The sequence below is a fragment of the Paraglaciecola sp. QJM3NY_14 genome (assembly GCF_056173245.1).
In genome coordinates this window covers 1,947,890-1,973,134 of the sequence record NZ_CM149664.1, presented here as the reverse complement: position 1 = coordinate 1,973,134, position 25,245 = coordinate 1,947,890, and the positions used below count along the sequence as shown (strand labels likewise).

Here is a 25,245-nt window from a genome sequence, read left to right as displayed (position 1 = left end):
TTTTCCGTCGTAATCACATAGTTTACTAAGCTCATACTCCTGAAATTTTGACCACTTTGTTAAAGCTTCGATCATCTTGGCTTATGTTTTGTTTAATCTATAAATTATATTTATGCGGGTTGTTCCCACATAAAATCATTAAATTGTTCGAGTATGTGCTCAAGCTTTCCGTCGAATATGGCTTCTAGTTTTTGTTTACCACCACGGCGTTTGTAGTTGCCGGTTTTGAAGGTGTCATCGTCGATGGCGACTTGTTCTTTTAAACTGTTGGCAAGGCGTTCTAACCAGCTTATTTGCTCTGGGTTCCAGTCTTTTTGTTGTTGAATTTTATGTAGGGCGTTATCTACTCGTTGGTCAAAAGGTAGCAGTGCATCCCCTAATGCAGCACGGCGAATATGGCCTATTAAACGGGCAGCTATGTCTTGGTTAGTGGTTTTTTGCCATGCTACACGTAGGGTTGATTCGTCGAACGATTGGGCGTCAAACCATTCTTGCAACTCTAATAGCGCTTTCCGAGTTAAGTCTTTAGGTTTGGCTATAACGGTGCGTAATGCGGCTTTTTTGTTTTCGCTTTGGGCGACTAGTTTATCGAAAGCTTCAAGAAAATCTTGTGGTGTGTCATATTCGCCAAAACCTTGCTTCATCTCTATCAACTCATCGTCGATGTCGGTAAAAATAGGCTCGCCGCGTAGCTCATTAATTTGTTTTTTAAGATCTTCGAGGTTCTCAATCAGTTTTGGCAACTGGCTAAATATGACAGCACTTTGCTCTGGCCCTTGGATTTTTAGGGTGTGCGCAAGGCTGGCAAAATTACAACCTGCGCTTTGCTCTAGCGTTTCGTCGAGGCGTTTAATACTTCGTTCTATACCGGTTGATTTTTCACGGTTAAACAGGCCGTGGGTAACAATACGTTGTACTTTGGCCACCAGTTGTTCGTGGCTATGCACTGCAAAACTGCGGCCATCTGCCTCTAGGGTTTTATAGGTTTGTGGATCGGCGATCTCGTTGACCAAGGTCTTGAGTTCGACCTTAGGGTGCACAACTACTGGACGCATAGTGTCAACCGATTCTAGGGTGTCGTATAGGTCAACCGCATCATAGATTTTAAAGCTATTTTTGCCCACTTCTGGACATAAGCGTGTAGCGCGACCTTTCATTTGCTCATACAAAATACGACTTTTTACCTTACGCAAAAACACCAAGTTGCAAATACTGGGTATGTCGATACCTGTTGTTAGTAAGTCTACGGTAACCACAATATTGGGGAGTCGCTCTTTTTTGAAGCGAGTGATCATACTTTGAATTTTTTTAGGATCTTTGTCGCTGGTACCGGTGATTTTAATAATGGCGTCGTGTTCTAATTCTGGATGCTCAAGCTTACAAGCAGCACGTAATTCCTCAACCACCATATCGGCGTGAGTATTGTTGACACAAAAAATTAAAGTTTTTTGATGCTCTGTTGGGTTTAGTGCACTTGCCAAAGATTTAGCCACTACTTTGGTAAAACTGGGGGCAATAATATCACGGTTAAAATTAGCAACGTCGAAGTCTTGTTCATCTTCTAAGGTATCTTCAACTAACTCACCTTGATTAGTAAGCCGCGTAACTTCGGTGCCTTTATCTAAATAAATGCCATCTCGGTTGAGCTTAGTCACTATTTTAATAGGTGGTTCTTGGTCAGTTAGATAACCATCGATTACGGCTTTACGGTAACTATAACGATACACAGGTAAACCGAATATCTTAGTAGTATGTAACGCTGGTGTGGCGGTTAAACCAATTTTAACGGCATCAAAATGGTCGAGAATACGCCGATAGGTAGACACGTAATCTAATTGGTCTCGAAACTCCATTTCGCCATCGGTTTGTTCTTTATCAAGAATATAGCCACGGTGCGCTTCGTCGACAATAATACAGTCGTAGCGCTCTACTGGCATAAACTCGTCACTTTGTAGCGTGCGTTTAACCAATGATTGTATAGTGGCCACATGTATTTTCGTGGCCCCCGATGGAAATTTATCGGTTAACCCCTTGATGTTGAAGATGGTATTAAAAGGCACGTCGTTAATACGAGTATCGTCAAATGAATTAAGTGCTTGCTCGCCTAGTGAGCGGCGATCCACCAAAAATAATACACGATTAAAGCGACGTGACTGCACTAAGCGGTACATTAATGCTATTGCCGTTCGGGTTTTACCTGTACCTGTTGCCATTGCTAGCAGAATATTTTGCTGGCCACTTTTGATGGCTTGCTCGGTGGCGGTAACCGCTTCTTCTTGAAAATAACGTAAGCCCAAATCGGTTGGCTTGTTGTTTTCTAACCATTGATGCGCTGCGTTGTTATCACTGGCGAGCTTGGCCTTAAGCTCGCCAGGCGTGTGCCATGCGGGTAATGCTTTAGCATCATTACTGACTTTACGAACGTCCCGATACCAGATACCACTTTTAGTGAGTATCTGCCTTTGATAGTTACGCCCATTTGCTGAAAATACAAATGGGATTTTATACCTACGCGCCTCTAGCTTTGTTGTCTCAGGCCATGAGGTTAAATAACCTTTACTCTGCTCAGCTATTTTCCCTTCAATTTTTTCGCGGTTGATGGGATCTTTCACCGCTTGACTTAAAATCTCACTATTCAAATGCTCGTAGTTGAAATAAATACTATAACGGTGTGATTCGGTTAGCTTTGCACATACATCGATATTAATTTTTTTAGCTTCGACTACGCCCATTGGTTTTAATCCAACAAATAATACGTAATCTGCAAAGCCTGGTTTACCGGTCTCATCTATGTCGGTGGGCCATTCTGCTATAGCTAGATTTTTACCTAGTTGCGGACGCGTCCCGTTAGCATAATTTAAAGCTTTCGTGTCGGCAGCCCATCCTGCATCACGTAACTGTTGGTCAATAATAAAACGGGTTTCTTTTTCAGATAAATCTAGACGACGAGCGGCTGCACGTTGGGTGATTTCCTGTTTATAGGTTTCACGCTCAGCGTCAGTTTTCTTAGCAAGTTCTTGGTCTTTTTGTTTGAGTTCGGCTTCAAGAGCATCCACTCTTGCGGCTGTTTGCGCTTGAGTTTCTTCTTGCTTACTTTCTAAAATAGAAATATACCCACTAAGGGCAATTAGTTTATTTTTATTCGTTTCAAGCTGTGCGTCAGTTTGTGTATTGGTGTTTAATGCTTGCTGCAAGGCTTGTTTTAGTTCGGTGACTTCAAGCTGATACTCGGCTTCACGGTGGCCGGATGGTAATACAAAAATAGGAGCTGCAAAATCAGCATCATTTTTAACTAAACGGTAGTACCAGACGCTTAAGCGATACGCTAATCGAAGTGCCATTTCAGCATCATCAAGATCATTATGATAATCATGAACTGCTTGATTGCCCACTTTACGCAGTGAATGAAATACGTTGATGATTGCGTCATCAACCCATGAGACTTTTGCTAACTCTCGAATTAAATCGTGTTGCGTCGGCGGGATTTCAATATCGAGTAGTTTAGCGATGTTTTTCGCTGAAGCTTCACCAAATATACGAAGTTTAATAAGAGTAGTGTTGGGATCGTCAGGGAAATTCTTTTCAGCCGCAAGCGCAATACGGTAAAGAATATCATTAACACCTTTTAAGAATTCAAAATTTGATTTTTTCACTGACTAAGTACTCCTTTCACTTAGTGGGGCTTCGCAACTTTAATACCAACTAATAGCCCGTCGTTACTTTCCTGAATCGATATCCAAACGCTTCATCCAATTGCTGAGGGTTTGATGATCTTTCAACCCTAACATTTGCGTGGCATGTTTCTTAACGTTCCCGCTTGCTTTTAATGCAGTGTGAACATAATTTTTTTGATATTGATCAGTGAGTTGGATAATGTCGACTTTATCATTAAAAGATAGTGTTACGTCAGACATTTCATGAGTTATAGAGCGATTTATTATCGCATCATTCAGATCTATTTCTGTGACTTCACCGTCTTTCCCCCATAGAGAGGCTCGATTCAATGTATTCCACAGTTCACGGATATTACCCGGCCAAGGCTGACTTAGAATAAACTCCATTCCCTTTACGGAAACATTTTTACTTTTATTGGAATGTTGAGTTGCAGTAGCGGCATTAATTTCAGCCATTAACTCTGCTACTAATAGTGGAATGTCTTGAGTTCGCTCTCGTAAACTAGGAATGTGGATGACACCTACTGCTAAACGATAAAAAAGGTCTTCTCTGAAATCCTTTGCTTCAACCATCTTTAAAAGATCTCGGTGGGTTGCTGCTATAATTCTGACATCAATATGTATAGATTCACTCCCGCCGACACGAGTTATGCTGCCTTCTTGCAAAACTCTAAGTAACTTGACTTGCACCTCCGCAGGCAACTCTCCGACTTCGTCTAAGAATAATGTCCCGCCATCTGCTTGTTCAAAAAGTCCTTTATGCTGTTTGTTTGCTCCGGTAAATGCGCCTTTTTCATGCCCAAACAATATTGTGTCAACTAACGATTGGGGTAACGCTCCACAGTTTACGGCTTTAAAAGGCTTATCAGCCCTTAAGCTATCAATATGAATAGCATTGGACATGACTTCTTTACCAGTTCCGGTTTCACCCAAGACCAATACAGGTAACTCAGATCCCGCTAAAATTTTAGCTTTGCGTATAACATCGAGCATATCAGGCGATTTGGCGATAATTTCGCTGAGGCTTTTAGCCGCGTTAGGATCTTTCAACGCTTTATTCGCCATGCCTTTGGCAGCTGATTTGACATATGCCTTCGCAAAATCTACAGGGATGTTTGGTTTTATTATTCCGACTTTTTCCGAAGACTGAATGAACTCAACATTTGATCTGGCTTTACCTAAGATAACGGCCGTGGCTATCATGGCGGGTGTGCCCGAGGTCAAGCTAATGGTTAACTTTTTGCTTTCGTTAGATAGTTTGTCGATCCAAATATTAGACTCAGAAAGGATGGTTTCATAATCGATAGGCGTTTTAATTTTTGCTCTATGAATGGCAACGTCTGCGTATGGTCTTTTTGATGCCACTAACCTAGCTTTCAACCAACCTAGATACCCTTCCCATTCAGAATCCCAAGCACTCGCCAAGATCACAATTTTATCAAAAGGTTTATCGTTATTAAGTGCGATAGTAGCAAGGGCTGCTTCTTGATTTTCGTGAGCTTTATCAATGTCTGTTTTTCCAAGCCACGTTAGCAATGTATTCATTTACAAAAATCCGTTTGATGTGCTTAAGTGTAATTAATATTACATTTTTAAATAATAATTACATTTAGATTTTTCCTGATGTTGTGTCTTCCTTTAATCTTTAGCTCCGCCGAAGCCAAAGACACATTAACCACAAAGACATAAGCCGACTATATTGATTTACCTTGTGACACACTTAGCCCATAGAGTTTGCGGGAAAATTATTTTTATTAAACTGAAAAATGAGGTTTGTTATTTATTTTTAATTTTTCAGATAGTTAACTTCCCTCTCTATAAATATATGCGCGACATACATAAACCATTGTTTTAAAACAAAAATAATCGTTGGCACACAGATAACTTAGTTATAATGTAAGTACATCTTGATAAGCAAGTAACAGAATTAGATCATCAGATTTGAGCTGTGAGTTATCAGATAATGAGCACAATGGATGTTCATCACCACCTAATCGGTGGTTTAAAGAACCGCATAGGATCTACTTCTACTTTACAAGTAGACATTGGGAATAATGGATCCCATCACCACCTAATCGGTGGTTTAAAGAACCGCATAGGATTTACTTATACTTTACTAGTAGACATTGGGAATAATGGATCCCAGCACCACCTAATCGGTGGCTTAAAGAACCATAGAGGACTTGCTTCTACGTCTTTCGAAGCTAACGGACATAATGGATGTCCATCACCACCGCATAGGTGGCTTAAAGAGCCAGAAAGGATTTGCTTCTACGATTTTCGAAGCTAACGGACATAATGGATGTCCATCACTTTTCTTTGATAATTTAAAGTAATAAAACATTGATTTAAATTTACTTAAAATAATTCGTGAAATGGAATTAATTTTAGTTAAATTAATAAGTTAGAGATTTTCATCACGCCAATTATGACGGTAGCATAGTCAAATGAGAAAGACTATTTAGTTGTCTGTTCTCAACTCTATATTTCCATAAAGTCTTGGCAATATCCCCTCAAATCCAGCTAAATAACAACCTCACCCCATAGCCACATATAAAGGCTCAATTTCCACAGAAAAGACTTCGACGGAGCTAGTAATGCAAACATACGAAATTGATTTCTATAATGCTGAATGCTCAGCATGTAGTAAAAAGCATGTCGATATTAAAACTGAGATCATTGCCTCTTCACCGGACAAACCGAACAGCATCACAAAGAAAATTATCTTTCGCTGCGAAGATCATTTACATTGCGATGTTGCAGAAATGGAAAGACTTGCTGCTACGGAAGAACTTGCGCAAAGAGGCCGAAGAAATGACTAAAACGATTAGAAAACCTAAGTGAAATTGATTTAATTGACGGACACACCTTCCTAGACAATCTTGATAAAGTTTAGCGTCGATTAAGTGGCTCAAACAAACTACCTCCCTACGTAAACTTATTACACAAGCTTATAACCTCCACCTAGCATCTTCTTACATTAGTAAGACGACATCAGGCACCACCAGTAGCCTACAAAATAAAGTAAAAGAATTTATTTTTATAATTGCGTAAAAAACGAGCGCCCACAAACACCTAACTCATTGATTTTAAACAATTACATTCGATTGTAAAAAATGACACTGTCACTAAAACCTACAAACTACTAGACAGCCTCAAAAATATGTATATATTTACAGCTACTGTATATTTGAACAGGTAAATATATGTTACTTCATCTCTCAATTCGAAATTTTGCTGTGGTTAAATCTCTGGACATCGATTTATCCCAAGGTATGACAGCGGTCACAGGTGAAACTGGCGCTGGTAAGTCCATTTCAGTGGATGCATTAGGGTTGTGTTTAGGCGATAGGGCCGAAGCGGGTTTCGTGCGCAGCGGTGCTGACAAGGCCGAAATCTGTGCATCTTTTGATGTGAGTAAATTGTCACTTGCTGCAAAATGGTTAAAAGAGCACGAATTAGACGATGGAAATGATTGCTTAATCAGACGAGTCATCTCTAGCGAAGGCCGCTCGAAAGCCTTCGTGAATGGCACACCTGTACCCTTAGGCCAGCTGAAATGTTTAGGGCAATACTTGTTAAGTATTCATGGTCAGCATGCCCACCAACAGATTCTAAAAGCCGATACACAGCGCGAATTGCTGGACAACTTTGCCGAGCACCCTTCTCTTTTAAATAATGTGGCCCAGTACTACCAAAGCCTTCAACATAAACAGAAAATTTATCGTGAGTTATTGGCGGGTCAGCAACAGCGTGCGGATCGTTTTCAGCTTTTGTCGTATCAAGTCTCTGAGTTAGATGAATTTGCCATCGGCGAGGGTGAGTTTTCTGAACTGGAAAGTGAGCATAAAAGACTCAGTAATAGTCAAGCCTTGCTGGAGCAGACTCAGTTGAGTTTTTATCAACTATATGAAGCCGATGACTTTAATGCCCTATCTGCGGTGCAAAATAGTATTGATAGATTGACGGAATTGCAGGATCACGACCCGACCCTTTCTCCGATTTTAGCATTGTTAAATGAAGCGAGTATTCAAATTGATGAAGCTGCTCAAGAGCTTAGAGATTACACTGATCAGTTAGAAATAGACCCAATGAAAATGCAGCAGGTTGAAGCGCGCTACTCTCAAGCGTTAGATTTAGCCAGAAAGCATCACGTTAAAGCGGAAGAGTTATATACCTACCACCAAACATTGACCCAAGAATTGTCTCAGCTTTCTGAAGATGACCAAATGTTGGATAGCATGCAGGACGAACTCTCAGCCCTAGAAAAGCTTTACTTCAAAAGCTGCGAACAACTTAGCTTGTCGCGTACTAAAGCCGCAAGCAAATTAGCCAAGCAGGTGGAAAGCCAGATTCACAAAATGAATATGGGCGACACGATATTTAAAATTGAAGTTGAGCCGCAGGTCAGTGCATCTCCTAGCAAGCATGGTTTGGACAATATTCAATTCAAAGTGTCGACCAATAAAGGACAAGCCCTTGATAAAATTGAAAAGGTTGTCTCTGGTGGCGAGTTGTCGCGGATTGGTCTTGCAATTCAAGTGATCAGCTCTCATAACAGTCAGGTAGCAACCATGATTTTTGACGAAGTTGATACCGGTATTAGTGGTTCCACCGCTTCAGTGGTGGGGCATTTACTGCGTAAATTAGGTGAAACCTGTCAGGTAATTTGCGTAACGCATTTACCCCAAGTGGCAGCACGCGCGCACAACCAAATGTTCGTTACCAAGTTCAGTGACAAGAAAACCACAGAAACTCATATGATTTCTTTACAAGAAAATGAACGAATTGAGGAGTTGGCACGTCTACTAGCTGGAGACAAATTGACGGATTCTGCCCTCGCCAACGCCAAAGAGTTACTACAAATCAGTAATTCTTAACAATTATGCATTGATTAGGCTGTCTTGGCTGAGTTAGGATGCTTCGCCTATGGACCTTTAGCGAAGTACTTGTAGGGTCTTTATTTACCTAATAGCTGAGAAATTAAATAAGAATGAAGTTTAGAAATATATTGGCGGTGATTGCCGCCTCATTGATGTTGTCTGCTTGTGCTGATTGGATTTATCGAATTGATGTACCACAAGGTAACTTTTTAGATGAGCGTGATGTTAGTAAATTACGCATTAACATGACTAAAGAGCAAGTGGAGTACGTGTTAGGAAAGCCCGTAGTAGAGGACTCGTTTGATCATGATACGTGGTACTACTTGTATCAAATGAAGCGCGGGATGGCTAAGCGTGGTAAAGATTTCCGTAAAGAATTAACCCTACACTTTGTCGATAATCGCGTAAGCGAAGTGACAGGTGACTTTGAATTATCCGAAGACTTTAATACTCCCCTTGATGAGTAACGCCTGCTCACGATAGCTCAGCAGTATCGGTTAGTTTGTATTTTTACTTTATGTAAAAGAACAGATTAATCGATATCAGCTCACTGCCCCGCCATACGTTCCAATTTCCCATAGACTTGCCCGCATGCGTTTTTAACACATAAATAAACGCCCTGATGTAAGTTGTTTCTTTAGATATCAAGCTACTTAAGTTGTCTGCATCTATCACCTTTGTCATAAAACTGTCGGTAATTCAGGCTAAAATTAGCCGAGTCATACATGCTTGTGGCATAATACGCGCCGAATTATTTTCCTCAAACAGTCGCGCCAAATTAAAGTTAACGTTTAATCACAGGGCGCTGTTTTCTAATCTGTCAGCTTAAGCACAAATCGCTAGCGTAATTGATTAGTGGCGAGGAATAACACCTTCAACACATTCACCTAAATTACTCGGAAGAAAACATTGTTAACGACCGCAAACATCACTATGCAATTTGGCGAAAAGCCATTATTTGAAAATGTATCAGTTAAATTTGGTAACGGAAATCGTTACGGCTTAATCGGCGCAAATGGCTGTGGTAAATCAACCTTTATGAAGATACTTGGGGGAGACTTAGAGCAATCTGCCGGGAACGTTTCCACCGACCCAGGTGAGCGTATCGGTAAATTGAAGCAAGACCAGTTCGCATACGAAGAGTACAGTGTTATTGATACTGTAGTGATGGGACACAATGAACTGTGGAAAGTCAAAGCAGAGCGTGATGCTATTTATGCTAACCCTGAAATGACGGAAGAAGACGGTATTCGCGTTGCCGATTTAGAATCAGAGTTCGCTGAAATGGATGGCTACACCGCAGAAGCACGTGCCGGCGAGTTATTAATCGGTGTGGGTATTCCGGTAGAACAACACTATGGCCCTATGAGTGAGATAGCACCAGGTTGGAAACTTCGCGTACTGCTTGCTCAAGTAATCTTTTCAGATCCAGATATCATGCTACTTGATGAGCCTACCAACAACTTGGACATTAACACCATTCGTTGGCTAGAAGGCGTGCTAAACGAGCGTAATTGCTCCATGATCATCATCTCGCACGATCGCCATTTTTTAAACAGTGTGTGCACCCATATGGCCGATTTGGATTATGGCGAAATTCGCTTATTCCCTGGTAACTATGATGAGTATATGACCGCCTCTACTCAAGCCAGAGAACGCTTAGTATCAGATAACGCTAAGAAAAAAGCGCAGATCGCTGAACTGCGTACCTTTGTTAGCCGCTTCTCGGCGAATGCATCTAAGTCTAAGCAAGCCACGTCTCGCGCTAAGCAGATAGACAAGATCAAACTGGATGACATTAAACCTTCAAGTCGTCAGACCCCTTTCATTCGCTTCGAGCAAACGAAGAAGTTACACCGTAACGCATTAGAGTTAACGGGATTGAAGAAATCCTATGAAAAGGAGTTGTTCAACGGTTTAGACTTGATGGTTGAAGTTGGCGAACGTATCGCAGTTATCGGCGAAAATGGTTTGGGTAAAACCACCCTGTTGAAGTGTTTAGTCGGAGATACTGATTTAACAGCAGGCGAAGTCAAATGGTCCGAGAACTCGAATATCGGTTATTACGCCCAAGATCATGCTCATGAGTTCGAAAAAGAAATGACGCTCATGGAATGGATGTATCAGTGGGCTCAAGAGGGTGATGACGAGCAAGTCATGCGCGGTACATTAGGTCGCTTGCTTTTCTCTCAAAATGAGATCACCAAATCGGTGAAAGTCATATCCGGCGGTGAACAAGGCCGTATGATGTTTGGCAAATTGATGCTTCAGCGCCCTAATATTTTGGTGATGGATGAGCCGACCAACCACATGGACATGGAATCGATTGAATCATTAAACTTAGCGTTAGAAAACTACGCGGGCACGCTGATATTCGTCAGTCATGACCGAGAGTTTGTATCTTCAGTTGCTACCCGCATCATTGAAATAACACCAAATGGAATTGTTGATTTCCGTGGTAACTATGAAAGTTATTTAGAAAGCTTAGGTGCTTAACCTCCGGTTTGGGGGGACGCTCTAGCCACAAAAAAGCCTGAATCATATAACATGATTCAGGCTTTTTTTTGGATTCAAGTAGCTTATACAGACAGCTGTATAAGCAAACGTTGATTAGGTATTAACTAACCATTTAACAAACTGCTTCGCTTCATTTGCATTAGCAAATTTAGTGTTTTGACGACCTTGCTTGTCGGCAAATGCTACGCTTTGTTTGTTTACAGAAATTGAATGCACTGGGTGCATCACACGGATCTGAGAACCGTTGTACAAATAAGACATAATAAAACTCTCTTTCAATTAGCGCGATAATGTTGACGCGCGAAATTCAACGAAGCTTCACTATAGATTTGACGATAACTTTACGACTTTATATGAGTCTAGGAGTGATAAACAGCAAGCACATGCTCGCTTATTCGCCGTTCAATAATTCAGCTTAATATTTTTGTTTTTTTAAATGCTGGCTGACTGGATCAAGGTAAGACAAGACATTAACAACGTTACCGAAATGGTAACCTTGCTTATAAATGCGGAGGATGATTCATAAGCAAGGCCGCACGTTACAGCACTTATTGTGTAAACGCAATAGCTATTTCAATAATATTTAGTGCTATCATGCCCTATTGGTTATTACTCAATTAGAATTCATTATGTCCGCTAGAATTGCAGTATTCGTTGATGTGCAAAACATTTATTACACCACCCGTGACACCTACCAAAAACAATTTAACTATCGACAGTTTTGGCAGCATTTAAGTGAGCAAGGCGACATCGTTATCGCTAATGCTTATGCCACCGAACGTCATGACTCCCAACAACAAAAGTTCCAGTCAGCTTTGAAGCACATTGGCTTTAACGTTAAGTTAAAGCCTTTTATTCAGCGCAGTGACGGCTCAGCAAAGGGCGACTGGGATGTGGGGATCACCATTGATGTATTGGATGCTGCACAGCAAGTAGACACAGTCGTGTTGCTCTCAGGAGATGGAGATTTTGACTTATTACTCAAGGCAGTGAAGAAGAAGCATGAGGTAAAAACGAAGGTGTACGGCGTGCCAGCGCTTACCGCGAATGCTCTAGTTAGCGCCTGTGATGAGTTTGTTGAGATTACGCCAGCAATGTTGCAGTGATGCTACATTCTCAGTCGGTAGCCTCAGGCGCTATTTCATACACCTGAGGCTACTAAATTTTTGACGCTGAATTAAAAAATATGCGAAACAAAAAAAGCCGAAGCATAGGCTAGCAAACCATAGCCAGCGAACAATCCCCAAGCAATTTTTTTGCTACCCGTTTCACCTTTTAAGGTTGCTACCGTGGCAACGCATTGCAAGGCGATAACATAGAATATCAGTAAGCCGAGCCCTGCGCCTAAGGTTAGGCCGTCAGCTTGAATATTTGTCGCAAGGCCAGCAATGTTCTCATCGGCCCCTTCAATACCGAACAAGGTCCCGAGTGCCCCAACGAACACTTCTCTTGCCAGGAAGGAGACCAAAATGGCTACGCCGTAGCGCCAATCTAAGCCTAAAGGCGCAAAAATAGGCTCTATCCACTGGCCTATCATGGCTAGATAAGAATCCTCTAACGCATGCTCTGAACTTGGGAAATACCCTAAGCACCAGATAACCACAGACACCATGAAAATGACCGGCCCTGCCCTGCGAATAAATTGCTTCGCACTGGTGACCACCCGAAATAAAAGTGGCTTCCAGTGCGGTAAACGATAATTGGGCAACTCCAATATAAAGGGCATTTCGGCTTTGTCAGTATCCTTGTTGGTAAACTTGTTCAATAGCACGCTTACTAACAGTGCGGTGACAATTCCAAGAAAGTAGAGTACAAAAAATGCCGTTCCCTGCAGGCTTAAAAGCCCACCTAAGTATGTCGTGTCTGGAATCAGAACCGCGATAAGCAAGGCGTACACGGGTAAGCGCGCTGAACAAGACATCAGTGGAATGGTCATCATGGTGATCAAGCGCTTACGAGGAGATTCAATGGTGCGAGCCGCCATAATAGCAGGGATAGCGCAGGCGTGACCCGATAAATACGGTATGAAGCTACGCCCTGATAAACCAAAATAACTCAACGGTTTATGGCAAATTAGCGCTGCGCGAGCAAGGTAGCCACTGTCCTCTAATAACCCGATAATAAAAGTGAGTACCATTATTTGCGGCACAAAAACAAGAAATGAGCCTAAGCCACCAAAAATGGCGTCTTGCAGAAAATCGTTGATAAGGCCAGGACCAATTGCAGAAGTAACAGCAACCGCTAACCAGCCAATGATTTCTTCGACGCCGTCCATTAGTGGCGTAGCCCAAGTAAATATACTTTGAAACAACAAGAACATTATACCGAAAAACGCTACGCCCCCCAGCACGCTATTAAGTAGGAAGCTATCAATTGTGTTTTGCTGTTTTAATACGATATCAGCGTGAATGCCGTAATGTTTGGCGATTTGACGACTGATACTGAACACGGTATCGCCTTCACCTACGCTTTTGGTTGGCACAAAGCTTTCGGGCCGAGCGACCACGTCCTGTAATGCTAATTTAAATTCATGTAATCCACTCAACGTTTTCGCCGACACAGGAAATACAGGGGCACCCAAGTCTTGCGCTAACCTCTCACAATCAACGTTGTGGCTAAAGCGCTCAACCTCATCAATCATGTTCAAGGCAAACACCAACGCTTTATTATGCTGTTTAGCTAGGTCGCGCACTTGTAACCCAAATACCAAGCTTCGCTCTAATCGAGTGGCGTCAAGGTTACACACAATGACGCCTGTATTGGCGTCGTGCATGGCTTCGTGGATTTTTTCCACGGCGATTTCTTCATCTCGAGAAAGCGTGCTTAGGGAGTAAGCGCCTGGAAAATCAATTAACCTATGTTCACCAAATTGACCACTTTTGAGCTCAACGGTTACACCTGGGAAATTAGCCACTTTCTGACGTAACCCAGTTAATTGGTTGAACAACAGACTTTTCCCAGAGTTGGGCTTACCCACTAAAATAATATTTTTCATGACACAACTTGATTGAACGAGCGTTAGGTTAACGCCCATATAGTAAAGGTTACTCTTGAGTATTTATCCCTGGAAAATGAATAATTTAATCGGGGTAAAAACGAAATAAGAAAATTAAGAAAGGCTACTGATAGCAACCTTATCAGCAATACTTTGCTCTAAGGTATAAACACAGTCGCCAATTTGAACCACAAGTGGTCCGCGCATAGGACTGCGCCTCAAACAACGAACTGACTGACCGTCTGTTAGGCCCATCTCTAACAATCGGTTTGTTACCGCTGGCAGTAAAGAAGCGTCTAAACCACTGATCAATGCAGATTTTTTTGCAGGGACATCCCAAAGTGTCATCGCACCCTCACCAAACAATTAATACAAATGAAAACTATTTTCATTAATACCACATATTTGGCTATGGGTGCAATGCGATTTGCTTACCCGACTTTTAAATGGTCAGCTACCAAGAACGCCATTTCTAGCACTTGGTCTGCATTCAACCTCGGATCACATTGGGTTTTATAGGCTTGTGCTAAGTCATCATCACCAATTTGATATGCGCCACCAGTGCATTCGGTTACATGCTGACCAGTCATTTCTAAATGAATTCCGCCGGCATGAGTGCCCTCGGCACGGTGTGCTGCGAAGAACTGCTGTATTTCACGCAAAATAGCGTCGAAGTTACGCGTTTTGTAACCGCTTGATGCCTTGAAGGTATTGCCGTGCATAGGATCAGAGCTCCACACAACATTTCGCCCTTCTTGTTTCACTCGGCGCAGTAGCGCAGGTAAGTTTTGCTCGAGATTATCTGCTCCCATGCGAGTAATTAAGGTCAAACGACCAGACGTATTCTCTGGGTTTAGCGCATCGATGAGCTTAATTAATTCATCGCCTTGCATGGTCGGTCCTACTTTTACCCCGATTGGGTTATGAATACCCCGGAAGAACTCAATGTGTGCATGGTCAAGTTGACGGGTACGTTCACCTATCCACAACATGTGCGCTGAGCAGTTGTACCACTTGTCAGTTAAGGTATCTACGCGCGTCAGTGCTTGCTCATAGTTAAGCAATAAGGCCTCGTGAGAGGTATACAAACTTGTTTCGTGCAAGGTCGGCGTATTGCTGGTATTGATCCCCATCACGTCCATAAACTCTAACGAGTCTTGTATACGACGCGCCACATCTTGGTAACGCTCTTTCAGAGGGTTATTCTCAACGAACGCCATGTTCCAGCGGTTTACTTGATGTAAGTCTGCCAAGCCGCCTTGAGCGAACGCACGTAATAAGTTTAAGGTGGATGCGCTTTGATGATACGCATCGAGCATGCGCTGAGGATCTGGCGTACGTGCCGCTTCAGTAAACTCAAAGTTGTTGATGATATCGCCGCGATAACTAGGTAGAGACACATCACCAATGGTCTCAAAATCGCCGGAGCGTGGCTTAGCATATTGCCCAGCCATGCGAGCAACTTTTGTCACCGGACAACGGCCTGCGAAGGTCAACACAATCGCCATTTGCAAAATAACTTTGAATGTATCGCGAATTTTCGGTGCGTTGAATTCATCAAAGGACTCTGCACAATCGCCACCTTGTAGCAAAAAGCCTTTACCGTCAGCAACTTGGCCTAACTCTTTAAACAACTGACGCGTTTCAGCGGCAAAAACAAGTGGCGGATAAGATTTAAGCTTTTGCTCTACATCTTTTAGGTGTTGCTGATCATGGTAAGTAGGTTGTTGCAGAATTGGCTTTTGACGCCAACTATCAGGTTGCCATTGGCTCACAATGTGTCCTTAAAAATTAGTAAAGTAGGAAATGAAAAATTAGTTCACAAACGGTTGGTAAGCAACATACAAATGTGACCCCTAATCATACCTGATCTCGGCCTTGATGAAATACGCTCAAGGTAAAGAATGACGATAAAAATCAATTATTCGCTGTTAAGTTATCTCAGTAAGCCATATGGATGCGCGATTCCCCAGATAACACCGCCATTCACAATCAAAAATACAAGGAAATGCGTTGTTAAATTCCAAAACCAAAAAACGCATTGTTAGTTACTCCAATACCGTCTTTCTTTTTCCCTAAGCAAAACGCTGCTTGATCTGTTCAAGCAGACCATCCGATGCCTGTTCAATTAAATCCAATACGTATTCAAACCCGCGCTTGCCCCCGTAGTAGGGGTCCGGTACTTCATCTTCTTGTGAGGAACAAAAACTCATCATAAGAGCAATCTTGTGTTGATGTTCCTCTGGGCATATTTCTAGTAAGTTCCGTAGATTCTGTTTGTCCATGGCGACAATGTAATCGAAGTGTTCAAAATCACTTAGGTCTACCTTACGGCATTTTATTTTCTTAAAACTATAGCCCCTCTCTTCGCCCACAGCCCGTGAACGCTTGTCCGGTGGCGAACCTATGTGTGCCCCAAGCGTACCGGCGGAATCTATTTCAATACTCATGCCCGCATGTAGTGCTTTATGGCGAAATATCGCTTCTGCCGTAGGCGAGCGACAAATATTGCCCAAACATACGAAGAGGACTGATGTGATAGTTTTTTTTACTTTTTTGTCAAACACCTGAATAACACCCGTGAAATTGTGAATATTTAAAAGGATTGGATTCTAGCATTGGCTAAAAATACTTAGGATGCGTGATTATCTTTCCACACTTGAGCGCTTTTTGGTAACCTACAGATATTGTAAATCAAATGTGTCACGTATGGACGAATCGATAAAGATTACAACGGCTTGTCAACAAGTTCAGTGTCACGAATGTGGCTACTTGGTTGAAGTACCTCCCCTTGTACATCGCCAGCGCGCTCAATGTCCTAGATGCCATTATGTTATCACAACCTACTACCAGAATATGGTTCAAAAGTTGGTAGCATTCTCGTTAGCGGCCTTAGTCCTTATGGTTGCTGCGCTAAGTTTTAATTTTTTATCGTTTAGTGCAAACGGTCAATACCATGCAATCAATATCTTCAGTAGCATTGAAACTCTCGCAGACAATGATTATGTGGCCTTAGCGATTTTGCAAAGTGCCGTTATTCTTGTGTTGCCGCTGACCATACTGTTTTGTTTACTGTATTTACTAATCCCTGTGCTGTTTGGTAAAAAACCGCAACATGCGGCCGTTTTACTCAAAATTATCTTTGCGCTTCGCGCTTGGACCATGGTGGAAATTTTTCTTGTCGCTGTGCTAGTAAGCTTGGTTAAAATAATGTCTATGGCAGATATTGGTATCGGCTTGTCTTTCTATGCGTACGCGTTATTTGCTATTTGTATGACCTACACATTGATGTATATGGACGAACATCAAATGTATCTCACCACATCATGTGCGTTACCCAAAATACATAAACGGCACTCCCCATCTCACAGCATTCAAGCGACGTGGGCATTACTATTGACGTCGATTTTACTCTACGTACCTGCGAACACCTTGCCAATCATGCATACGGATATCTTAGGAGATGATGAGCCCAGTACTATTCTTGGGGGCGTTATAACGCTATGGAAAATGGGCTCATATCCGATAGCCGCCGTCATTTTCATAGCCAGCATAGTGGTGCCAGTGGCGAAACTGTGCATATTATGTTGGTTGAATTTCAGTGTGCAAACCCAATTCGCAGGCCGTAAAAAAACCCGTATGATCAGTTATCGATTTACTGAGTTTATTGGTCGTTGGTCAATGATCGATGTCTTTGTTGTCGCGATTTTGGTTAGCCTGATCCAACTAGGAAATATCATGAGTATTTACCCTGGCTATGCCGCCCTCGCATTCTGCTCTGTGGTCATTTTGACCATGCTCGCGGCAATGTCATTCGATACAAAGTTAATTTGGAGCGATCACTAATCATGCAAGAAAACGGCGAACCTGCTGAGGTCACAAACGTAAAGAGTATATCTAAAATATGGTTGGTGCCGATTGTCGCAATCTGTATGGGAGCTTGGATGTTCTATCACCAATGGAGCAACCAAGGGCCACTCATTAATATTGTGTTCGAAAATGCATCTGGTCTTGAGGTCGGCAAAACTAAAATAAAAATGCATAACGTCGATGTCGGTGAAGTGAAAACCATTGCATTGACCGAAGACTTACAGAAAGTACTTGTTACCGCACGAATGTCAGCACATTCTGAAGGGCTGTTGCGTGAGAGCACCGAATTTTGGGCCGTCAACCCGCGCATATCACTCAATGGTATATCGGGTTTAAATACTTTAGTGTCGGGCACTTACATCAATATGTCGACCAATTTAGAAGGCCCATCAAGCCGCGATTTCGTGGCACTTTCAGCACCACCTATCACGCCCAGTGGCACCCCTGGACTGCACGTTACGCTCAATAGTGACGCTGAATTCGCCTTTAAAGAAGGCGATCCTGTTATTTATAAAGGGTTAAAGGTCGGAGAGTTTGAAAGTATCTATTTTAACTTCGAAGAACGTGTTGTGTACTACAACACGTTTATACAAGCGCCATATCACAAGTTAATTACCACGAATACCAAGTTTTGGAATACCAGTGGCGTAGAGATGGACATTGGCGCAAACGGTTTTAAAGTGAAAAGTAGCAGTATCGAAACACTAATCACAAACGGGGTTGCGTTTGGCGTGCCTGAAGGCATGCCACAAGGCAATAGAGTCAGTGAAAGATCATATTTCAATATTCATGACTCTTACGACTCAGCCGCTGAAGAGCGCTATAAAGAATCGGCCAAATTTGTGATTTTAGTGGAAGATACTGTACGGGGCTTGCACGTGGGTGCCCCCGTTGAGTATAGAGGCATTAAAGTGGGTAAAGTATTGGATATTAACCCACCTAATGCTAACCAACAAAAGTGGTTAGACGCTGGGGTAGCGATTCCTGTCGTCATTGGCATTCAACCTGGGCGTGTTGAGCAAACGGACGATGATATTGGTATTAAATTTATTAACCAACAGATAACTACATGGGTCGAAAACGGTTTTAGAGCGTCATTACAAACAGGTAATTTACTCACTGGAGCGCTCTTTGTTAACTTGGAACAATATGCCAATCTGCCATCTGTTGAAATGGAAAAATTTCAAGACTATCCAGTGATCCCCAGTATCTCTAATGAATTCTCACAAATCACCGAAAAAGTCGGGGCCATATTAGATAACATTAACGACATGGATCTCGTTCAGTTATCCGAAGCTGCAAACAAAATGATGGACGACATAAGCGCGAGCGCCAATAGTATGAACAGCACCGCTGATGATTTTTCCGGTACGTTGAAGCAGATGGAAGAACAACAAGTTAGCGTTAAACTAGCAAATGCCTTGGCGGGGATCGCAGAGTTAACAAAAGGCTTCTCTGCAGGCTCCAAAACCAATAATGAAATTAACCAGACGTTAGACACACTCCAGCAGAGGCTAAGGGAGCTACAACCTTTGCTTCTGGAGCTTAATCAAGCACCTAATAGTTTAATTTTTGATAAAGCGCCTAAGCCTTATTTACAGCCCGGCATCAGCAATAATAACACTCAGCAAGAGCGAAAATAATATGAAGATGTTTAGCATTTTTCTAATGATAGGATTGATTTCTGGCTGCAGTTCATCCCCTGCCCCTAATAGACAGATATATTTATTGAACAGCGACGCGCCGTTGATCACGATAAACAATCCCGAGATTGAGAAGGTCGTTATATTGGACAAAATACAGCTTGCCGACTATCTCAAACGGCCTAATTTAGTGATGCAAATTCAGGGCAACAAGCTGTATTATTCTGACGTAGATCTTTGGGCAGAAAGTTTGCAAAATGGGATTCATGATACGATGCTTGCGTGGTTAAACCAGCATGCTGAAGCGACACGTTTTGTCGCTTATGATTCACCTGAAGCAAACTTGGGTCAGGAGCATCTTATTTTGAGTGTTCAGTATTTTATGCCGACAGATCAGGGAACGGTCATTAGCAGTGGTCAGTTTTGGCGAACAGGGAATGGACGGACGGATGCGGGTAAAAACGGGAAAAGTGTATCAACGAACAGCTTTTCTTTTACCTCGCCCCTAACCCAGGAAGGGTACAGCCATAGCGTGGCGCTACTTGCAGAGCAATTATCGCAATTGAGTTCCCAGATCGTGAGCGATTTTGAGTAACACAAAGGGAAAGTGAACAAGTATGTTTATCGTAAAGCGTTTATTTAGCGCCTATTTAAATACCGGCACGAATAAGAGCAACACGCCAGCGGTGCGTCAGCAAATTCAAGTCACCAACTTATTTGGCTTGATTGGTTATTTCATCACATTGGTGCTCGGGGTAAGTGCCCTGATCCGTAGTGCCGGGGCGAAAAATGACGACTTCTATCTAGGCGTGACTTTATTGGTAGCAAGTGCTTTATTTTTCACTTCTCGCTTAATTCTCAAATTTTTTCAAAGTAAAAATGGCTATAAAGTTTCGGCTAATTTGGTCACAGGCGCATTAATGCTTCTGATGCTCTACCTAATAGTCACTGGTGGGGTTAAGAATACCGGCCCACTGTGGATTTACATTGTTCCACCTGTAGTGCTCTTTTTTGGTGGCTTGAAGCGGGGCTTAATCCAATTAGGTTGCTTCGCTTTTGTGGCTATTGTGATATTGGAGTATCCAGGTAACCTGTTCTTAATGGCTCAATACAGTGACGAGTTTAGCTCACGGCTTATCTACTCGTTTATTACCGTCAGCTTGCTATTCGTGTTCTATGAATATTCTCGTCAGCGTTCGTTTAAAACACTTCAAGAGTTAAGCCGTGAATTTGAAAAGCAAGCGCGCTTAGACCCACTCTCAGGATTGCAAAATCGTCGGGGCATGCTTGAGAAGTTAGAATACGAGCACCAGCGTACGTTAAGGCACCATAAAAATTTGACGCTTATGATGTGTGATATCGACCATTTCAAGCGAGTAAATGACAAATTTGGTCACGATGTGGGAGACGGTGTCATCACACAAGTTGGTCAACTTTTTGACAAAGCACTTCGTAAACAAGATACCGTTGCGCGCTGGGGCGGAGAAGAGTTTTTGTTTCTTTTGCCTGAAACCACACAAGAGCAAGCCTTTACGTTAGCGGAAAAGCTACGCGCTCAAGTTTCTAAGCAGCAATATCAAGCAGGCTCAGATAGTTTCACCGTCACGGTCAGCTTAGGGATATATCAAATGCACCCTCAAGACAATCTAGACCATGCTATCAGCCGTGCCGATACAAATTTATACCGCGCCAAGTCCAATGGTCGAAACTGCTCAATAAAATCCGATTGAGCACATACTGAATAACGAGACTCATGCGTTCTAAACAACACACACAAATTGACGATGTCCCCTTTAATTGGCGCGTAGTAAAACAACTATGGCCTTATTTATTGGAATTCAAGCGCCGCGTTTTCATCGCAATGCTCTGCCTTATCGCAGCAAAGATCGCCAGTATCGGCCTGCCTTTTGTCTTAAAACACGCCGTTGACACTCTAAACACGCCAGATGCAGAAAACGCCTTGGTGCTTGTTCCTTTTGCGCTCATTGCCGCCTATGGGCTGCTGCGCTTAGCCAATGTCTTGTTTGGGGAGATACGTGACACGCTTTTTGGACGTGTGACTGAACGCGCTATGCGCCGTATTAGCCTACAAGTATTTGAACATCTGCACAGACTAGATCTCGACTATCATTTAAATCGCCAAACGGGGGGATTGTCTCGCGACATTGAGCGTGGCACCAGTGGCATAAGTTTTCTGATGCGCTTCTTAGTCTTTAATATTGTCCCTACCCTGCTGGAAATACTGGCTGTTGTCGGTGTGCTTTTTTACAACTATGGTTGGAGCTTCGCGGCGATTATTTTGGTCTCAGTTATTGGTTACATTGGCTTCTCTGTAAGAGCAACGCACTGGAGAACCGAGTTTGTGCGAGCGGTCAATCAAGCCGATTCGCTGAGTAATACCAGAGCGATTGATAGCCTACTGAATTACGAAACAGTTAAATATTTCAATAACGAAGATTATGAGGCTAAGCGCTACGATGTTGCCTTAGCGGACTGGGAAACGGCACGGCGCAAAAACAGATTGTCTCTTTTTGCCCTAAATGGCGGTCAAGCCACCATTATTGCTATTGCCATGACCAGCATGATGGCCGTTGCTGCATATTATGTTGCACAAGGCACCATGACCATTGGTGACTTTGTTTTGGTTAACGCCTTTACCATGCAAATTTTCATGCCTCTGAACTTCCTTGGTTTTGTATATCGCGAGATAAGAGGAGCATTAGCAAACATCGAGAATCTTTTTACCTTACTCAGTAAATCTCCAAAAGTGATCGACAATCAAGATGCCAAACCGTTAGTCGTCAGCAAAGGCAATGTACGTTTTGAAAACGTAAGTTTCGGCTACGGACCTGACAGACAAATTTTGCACGGTGTGAGCTTTCGCGTACCTGCGGGTAAAAAAGTAGCCATTGTTGGCCCAAGCGGCGCCGGTAAATCTACCATTATTAAATTATTGTTTCGTTTTTATAATGCCAATAGCGGCGAAATTTATATTGATGAGCAGCCTGTCAGCCAATTGACACAAGCCTCGTTACGGCAAGCCATCGGTATAGTGCCGCAAGACACAGTGTTATTTAATGACAGTATTTTTGAGAATATCCGTTACGGTAACCCTTTGGCGAGTGATGAAGAGGTTTACCAAGCCATCGACCACGCACATCTATCTGCATTCATCAAAGCCCTACCCCTAGGGAAAGACACCAAAGTAGGCGAGCGGGGTCTTAAGTTATCGGGGGGCGAAAAACAGCGCGTCGCCATTGCTCGCACTATATTAAAAGGTGCTCCGATCCTATTGTTTGATGAAGCAACTTCGTCTCTGGACAGTCAATCTGAACATGCGATTTTGAGTGCATTTAGAGAGATTGCAATCGGGCATACCAGTATTGTTATTGCCCATAGGCTCTCGACCATAGTCGATGCTGACAGCATCATAGTGATCCAAGATGGCCGCGTGGTAGAACAAGGTAGTCATACACTGCTTTTAGCCAATAATGGTCCGTATTACCATCTGTGGAATACACAACAAAAAGTGAACTCAAAAGATGCCTGAACAGCAACATCAACAACTCGTTGATGCCATCAATCAAATCATGCCTTTTGGTAAGTACGCCGGTCGCAAGCTGCTGGAATTACCCGAGCCTTACCTCGTTTGGTTTAGCCAAAAAGGCTTTCCCGAGGGTAAACTTGGACAACAACTGGCCCTAATGCACGAAGTAAAAGTCAATGGTTTAGAAACCATGCTTCAACCACTACTGAGATAATGAATAGACCACATCTTCGCGCCGACCGGGCGCATCGAAATACCCGTCGAAATCCTCTTCGAAAAGGTAATAGCGCGCAATATGAAAATATTGATAAGCAGATATTAGCGTTGCATCAGGCTATGGTTGAAAAACTTATTGCACAACCTGAACTTCGTCAACATGTCATAGACACTATTGAATCAAGATACGCCAATGGCCAATTACGCCACGGTGGCTACCTAGTGTGGAGTTGTTTGATGGAGTGTATTGATGACACCCCGGATAGCTTCATCGAAGGGGTACTTGCTGACACGCCTCAAATGCGCAAACTTAGACGCAGAACTCCCTTCGTCAACGTATTAACAGAGAAAGAGCGCGAACAGGCATTACTCGGTTAACGACTGGCACAAAGTGGCATAGCCACCTAAATAGATTCGCCGTTTTTACAAAGCCGCGGTTGAAAGGCTAAAAGCGTTTGAGCAATGTTTTCAATACTAATACCGACATCATTATCTGACCGAAATTTTCTCCTTAAACGAAAAAAGCACCCGAAGGTGCTTTCTTTCAAACGCAATAAGCTGTCGAATTAACGACGTAGGCCTAAACGCTTGATTAGATCTTGATAACGCTCAACATTTTTACCTTTAAGGTAATCAAGAAGTTTACGACGCTGGCTAACCATGCGTAATAAACCACGACGTGAGTGGTGATCTTTTTTATGGTCAGCAAAGTGGCCTTGAAGCTTGTTGATGTTAGACGTCAACAATGCAACTTGAACTTCAGGTGAACCAGTATCACCTTCTTTTACGCCATAATCAGCAATGATTGCTGCAGTTTCTTGAGTAGTTAGTGACATAACTTTCTCCAATATAAGAGCTAAAATACAGCAGGCCGATCACTAATTCAGCCATGCCAAGGAGCGCGTATTATAGTGACTACCAACGAATTAGCAAGGGCAAATACGACTAACCTTGCTCGGTGAACACCACAACACGTTTAGGAGCGGCTTTGTTATCGCTATCGAGCTCTGACACACCCAAGAATACGTTTCCTTCAGTGCAATATGTGCGCACCAGAGTGCCCTGGTCAATAGTGGCCTCACTAACATAAGGCACTGGCTGACCATGCAGAAATGAGTCTCTTGAAGCGGGTGTGAGTTCAACACTAGGCAGTGCTTTTACGGCGCTGTCCATGGGGATTAACAATGGGTCGAGAATATCCGTTAGGGGTATTTGCTCCGCTTGGGCTTTTTCGAGCAAAGACTCAAGCATTTCAAAGGTCACCATTTTGTCGCTCGGGTAATCAGCGACAGCAGTACGATGCAATTTACTCACATAGGCACAGCAGCCTAAAAGCTGTCCTAGATCATCAACCAAAGAGCGTATGTAAGTGCCTTTACTGCAGTGCACTTCCATGTCGACTTCATCATCTTCAAAGCGAGTGATCTTAAGTGAGAAAATAGTGATATCGCGCGCTTCTCGCTCGATGACTATTCCTTGACGTGCATAGTGGTACAGAGGTTTGCCCTGATGCTTTAACGCTGAGAACATTGACGGAACTTGTTTGATTGGCCCTTTAAACGTCTCGCATGCATCAATTAATTGCTGCTCAGTCACATTCACTTGACGGGTATCAACAACCTCACCATCAGCGTCTGACGTCGTTGTTCTTACGCCTAACTTAGCCGTAACAATATAGGTTTTATCGGCATCTAATAAAAACTGGGAAAACTTAGTGGCTTCACCTAAACACACTGGCAACATCCCGGTAGCCAGTGGATCCAGTGCGCCAGTATGACCGGCCTTGGCGGCTAAAAATGCGCGTTTCACTTTTTGCAGCGCCTGATTTGACGAAATTTCCAATGGTTTGTCTAACAACAAAATTCCGTCTATTGCGCGACCTTTACGACGTCTAGCCAAG

General features: G+C 42.8%; 21 protein-coding genes. 12 read left to right on the top strand and 9 right to left on the bottom strand.

The features are described from left to right. Positions 1 to 110 precede the first annotated feature (110 nt). Entirely contained in the window at positions 111 to 3,653 is a 3,543-nt protein-coding gene (gene hsdR, locus AC0VYA_RS08435) for a type I restriction-modification system endonuclease (protein WP_475490691.1), read from the bottom strand. 63 nt (positions 3,654 to 3,716) lie between these two features. After that, the gene (locus AC0VYA_RS08430) at positions 3,717 to 5,219 is read right to left on the bottom strand and encodes a sigma-54 interaction domain-containing protein (RefSeq protein WP_475490690.1); all 1,503 of its coding nucleotides are present in this window, start codon (positions 5,217 to 5,219) and stop codon (positions 3,717 to 3,719) included. 1,052 nt (positions 5,220 to 6,271) lie between these two features. Between AC0VYA_RS08430 and AC0VYA_RS08425 the strand changes: the two genes are divergently transcribed. From AC0VYA_RS08425 to AC0VYA_RS08410, 4 genes are all read left to right on the top strand, one after another. Further along, complete coding sequence (locus tag AC0VYA_RS08425) at positions 6,272 to 6,496, top strand: hypothetical protein (protein ID WP_475490689.1); 225 nt, start codon at positions 6,272 to 6,274, stop codon at positions 6,494 to 6,496. Positions 6,497 to 6,880: 384 nt separating this feature from the next. Next, a complete protein-coding gene (recN, locus tag AC0VYA_RS08420) occupies positions 6,881 to 8,554 on the top strand; it encodes a DNA repair protein RecN (RefSeq protein ID WP_475490688.1) in 1,674 nt (557 codons plus the stop codon). 113 nt (positions 8,555 to 8,667) lie between these two features. Beyond that, on the top strand, positions 8,668 to 9,024 hold the full coding sequence (locus tag AC0VYA_RS08415) for an outer membrane protein assembly factor BamE (RefSeq protein WP_011574538.1): 357 nt from the start codon (positions 8,668 to 8,670) through the stop codon (positions 9,022 to 9,024). 442 nt (positions 9,025 to 9,466) lie between these two features. Beyond that, complete coding sequence (locus AC0VYA_RS08410) at positions 9,467 to 11,053, top strand: ABC-F family ATPase (RefSeq protein ID WP_041713575.1); 1,587 nt, start codon at positions 9,467 to 9,469, stop codon at positions 11,051 to 11,053. Between the two features lie 114 nt (positions 11,054 to 11,167). On the opposite strand, the gene AC0VYA_RS08405 is transcribed toward AC0VYA_RS08410, so the two are convergent. Then, complete coding sequence (locus AC0VYA_RS08405; protein WP_006994188.1) at positions 11,168 to 11,335, bottom strand: hypothetical protein; 168 nt, start codon at positions 11,333 to 11,335, stop codon at positions 11,168 to 11,170. A 368-nt stretch (positions 11,336 to 11,703) separates the two neighbouring features. Between AC0VYA_RS08405 and AC0VYA_RS08400 the strand changes: the two genes are divergently transcribed. Further along, entirely contained in the window at positions 11,704 to 12,180 is a 477-nt protein-coding gene (locus AC0VYA_RS08400) for an NYN domain-containing protein (protein ID WP_475490687.1), read from the top strand. Positions 12,181 to 12,251: 71 nt separating this feature from the next. Here AC0VYA_RS08400 and feoB read toward each other — a convergent pair whose 3' ends face one another. The 4 genes from feoB to AC0VYA_RS08380 all read right to left on the bottom strand — a co-directional run bounded on the left by feoB (position 12,252) and on the right by AC0VYA_RS08380 (position 16,636). Further along, positions 12,252 to 14,069: a ferrous iron transporter B gene (gene feoB / locus AC0VYA_RS08395; protein ID WP_475490686.1), complete on the bottom strand. Its 1,818-nt coding sequence runs from the start codon at positions 14,067 to 14,069 to the stop codon at positions 12,252 to 12,254. 114 nt (positions 14,070 to 14,183) lie between these two features. Next, a complete protein-coding gene (locus AC0VYA_RS08390; protein ID WP_006994185.1) occupies positions 14,184 to 14,417 on the bottom strand; it encodes a FeoA family protein in 234 nt (77 codons plus the stop codon). Positions 14,418 to 14,500: 83 nt separating this feature from the next. Continuing rightward, positions 14,501 to 15,844, bottom strand: coding sequence for a class II 3-deoxy-7-phosphoheptulonate synthase (locus AC0VYA_RS08385; protein WP_011574532.1), 1,344 nt, complete (start codon positions 15,842 to 15,844; stop codon positions 14,501 to 14,503). 300 nt (positions 15,845 to 16,144) lie between these two features. Next, positions 16,145 to 16,636, bottom strand: coding sequence for an arsenate reductase/protein-tyrosine-phosphatase family protein (locus tag AC0VYA_RS08380; RefSeq protein ID WP_473479968.1), 492 nt, complete (start codon positions 16,634 to 16,636; stop codon positions 16,145 to 16,147). 70 nt (positions 16,637 to 16,706) lie between these two features. Here AC0VYA_RS08380 and AC0VYA_RS08375 point away from each other — a divergent pair, with 70 nt between their 5' ends. From AC0VYA_RS08375 to AC0VYA_RS08345, 7 genes are read left to right on the top strand one after another with little or no spacing between them, the layout of a single operon-like run. Continuing rightward, positions 16,707 to 17,915 carry a paraquat-inducible protein A gene (locus tag AC0VYA_RS08375; RefSeq protein WP_011574530.1) on the top strand — a complete coding sequence of 403 codons (1,209 nt, stop codon included), beginning with the start codon at positions 16,707 to 16,709 and terminating at the stop codon, positions 17,913 to 17,915. Positions 17,916 to 17,917: 2 nt separating this feature from the next. After that, positions 17,918 to 19,582, top strand: a complete 1,665-nt coding sequence (pqiB, locus tag AC0VYA_RS08370) for an intermembrane transport protein PqiB (RefSeq protein WP_475490685.1) — start codon at positions 17,918 to 17,920, stop codon at positions 19,580 to 19,582. A gap of 1 nt (position 19,583) precedes the next feature. Beyond that, positions 19,584 to 20,177 carry a PqiC family protein gene (locus tag AC0VYA_RS08365; RefSeq protein ID WP_475490684.1) on the top strand — a complete coding sequence of 198 codons (594 nt, stop codon included), beginning with the start codon at positions 19,584 to 19,586 and terminating at the stop codon, positions 20,175 to 20,177. Positions 20,178 to 20,199: 22 nt separating this feature from the next. Then, positions 20,200 to 21,312 carry a GGDEF domain-containing protein gene (locus tag AC0VYA_RS08360; protein WP_011574527.1) on the top strand — a complete coding sequence of 371 codons (1,113 nt, stop codon included), beginning with the start codon at positions 20,200 to 20,202 and terminating at the stop codon, positions 21,310 to 21,312. Between the two features lie 23 nt (positions 21,313 to 21,335). Then, positions 21,336 to 23,132, top strand: a complete 1,797-nt coding sequence (locus tag AC0VYA_RS08355; protein ID WP_011574526.1) for an ABCB family ABC transporter ATP-binding protein/permease — start codon at positions 21,336 to 21,338, stop codon at positions 23,130 to 23,132. After that, positions 23,125 to 23,343, top strand: coding sequence for a DUF3820 family protein (locus AC0VYA_RS08350; RefSeq protein ID WP_011574525.1), 219 nt, complete (start codon positions 23,125 to 23,127; stop codon positions 23,341 to 23,343). Before AC0VYA_RS08355 ends, AC0VYA_RS08350 begins: the two co-directional genes overlap by 8 nt. Continuing rightward, positions 23,343 to 23,723 carry a hypothetical protein gene (locus AC0VYA_RS08345; protein WP_011574524.1) on the top strand — a complete coding sequence of 127 codons (381 nt, stop codon included), beginning with the start codon at positions 23,343 to 23,345 and terminating at the stop codon, positions 23,721 to 23,723. Before AC0VYA_RS08350 ends, AC0VYA_RS08345 begins: the two co-directional genes overlap by 1 nt. 188 nt (positions 23,724 to 23,911) lie before the next feature. On the opposite strand, the gene rpsO is transcribed toward AC0VYA_RS08345, so the two are convergent. Both rpsO and truB read right to left on the bottom strand, forming a co-directional pair. After that, complete coding sequence (gene rpsO, locus AC0VYA_RS08340; protein WP_006994175.1) at positions 23,912 to 24,181, bottom strand: 30S ribosomal protein S15; 270 nt, start codon at positions 24,179 to 24,181, stop codon at positions 23,912 to 23,914. Positions 24,182 to 24,290: 109 nt separating this feature from the next. Next, positions 24,291 to 25,244, bottom strand: coding sequence for a tRNA pseudouridine(55) synthase TruB (truB, locus tag AC0VYA_RS08335; RefSeq protein WP_475490683.1), 954 nt, complete (start codon positions 25,242 to 25,244; stop codon positions 24,291 to 24,293). Between the last annotated feature and the right edge of the window lies 1 nt (position 25,245).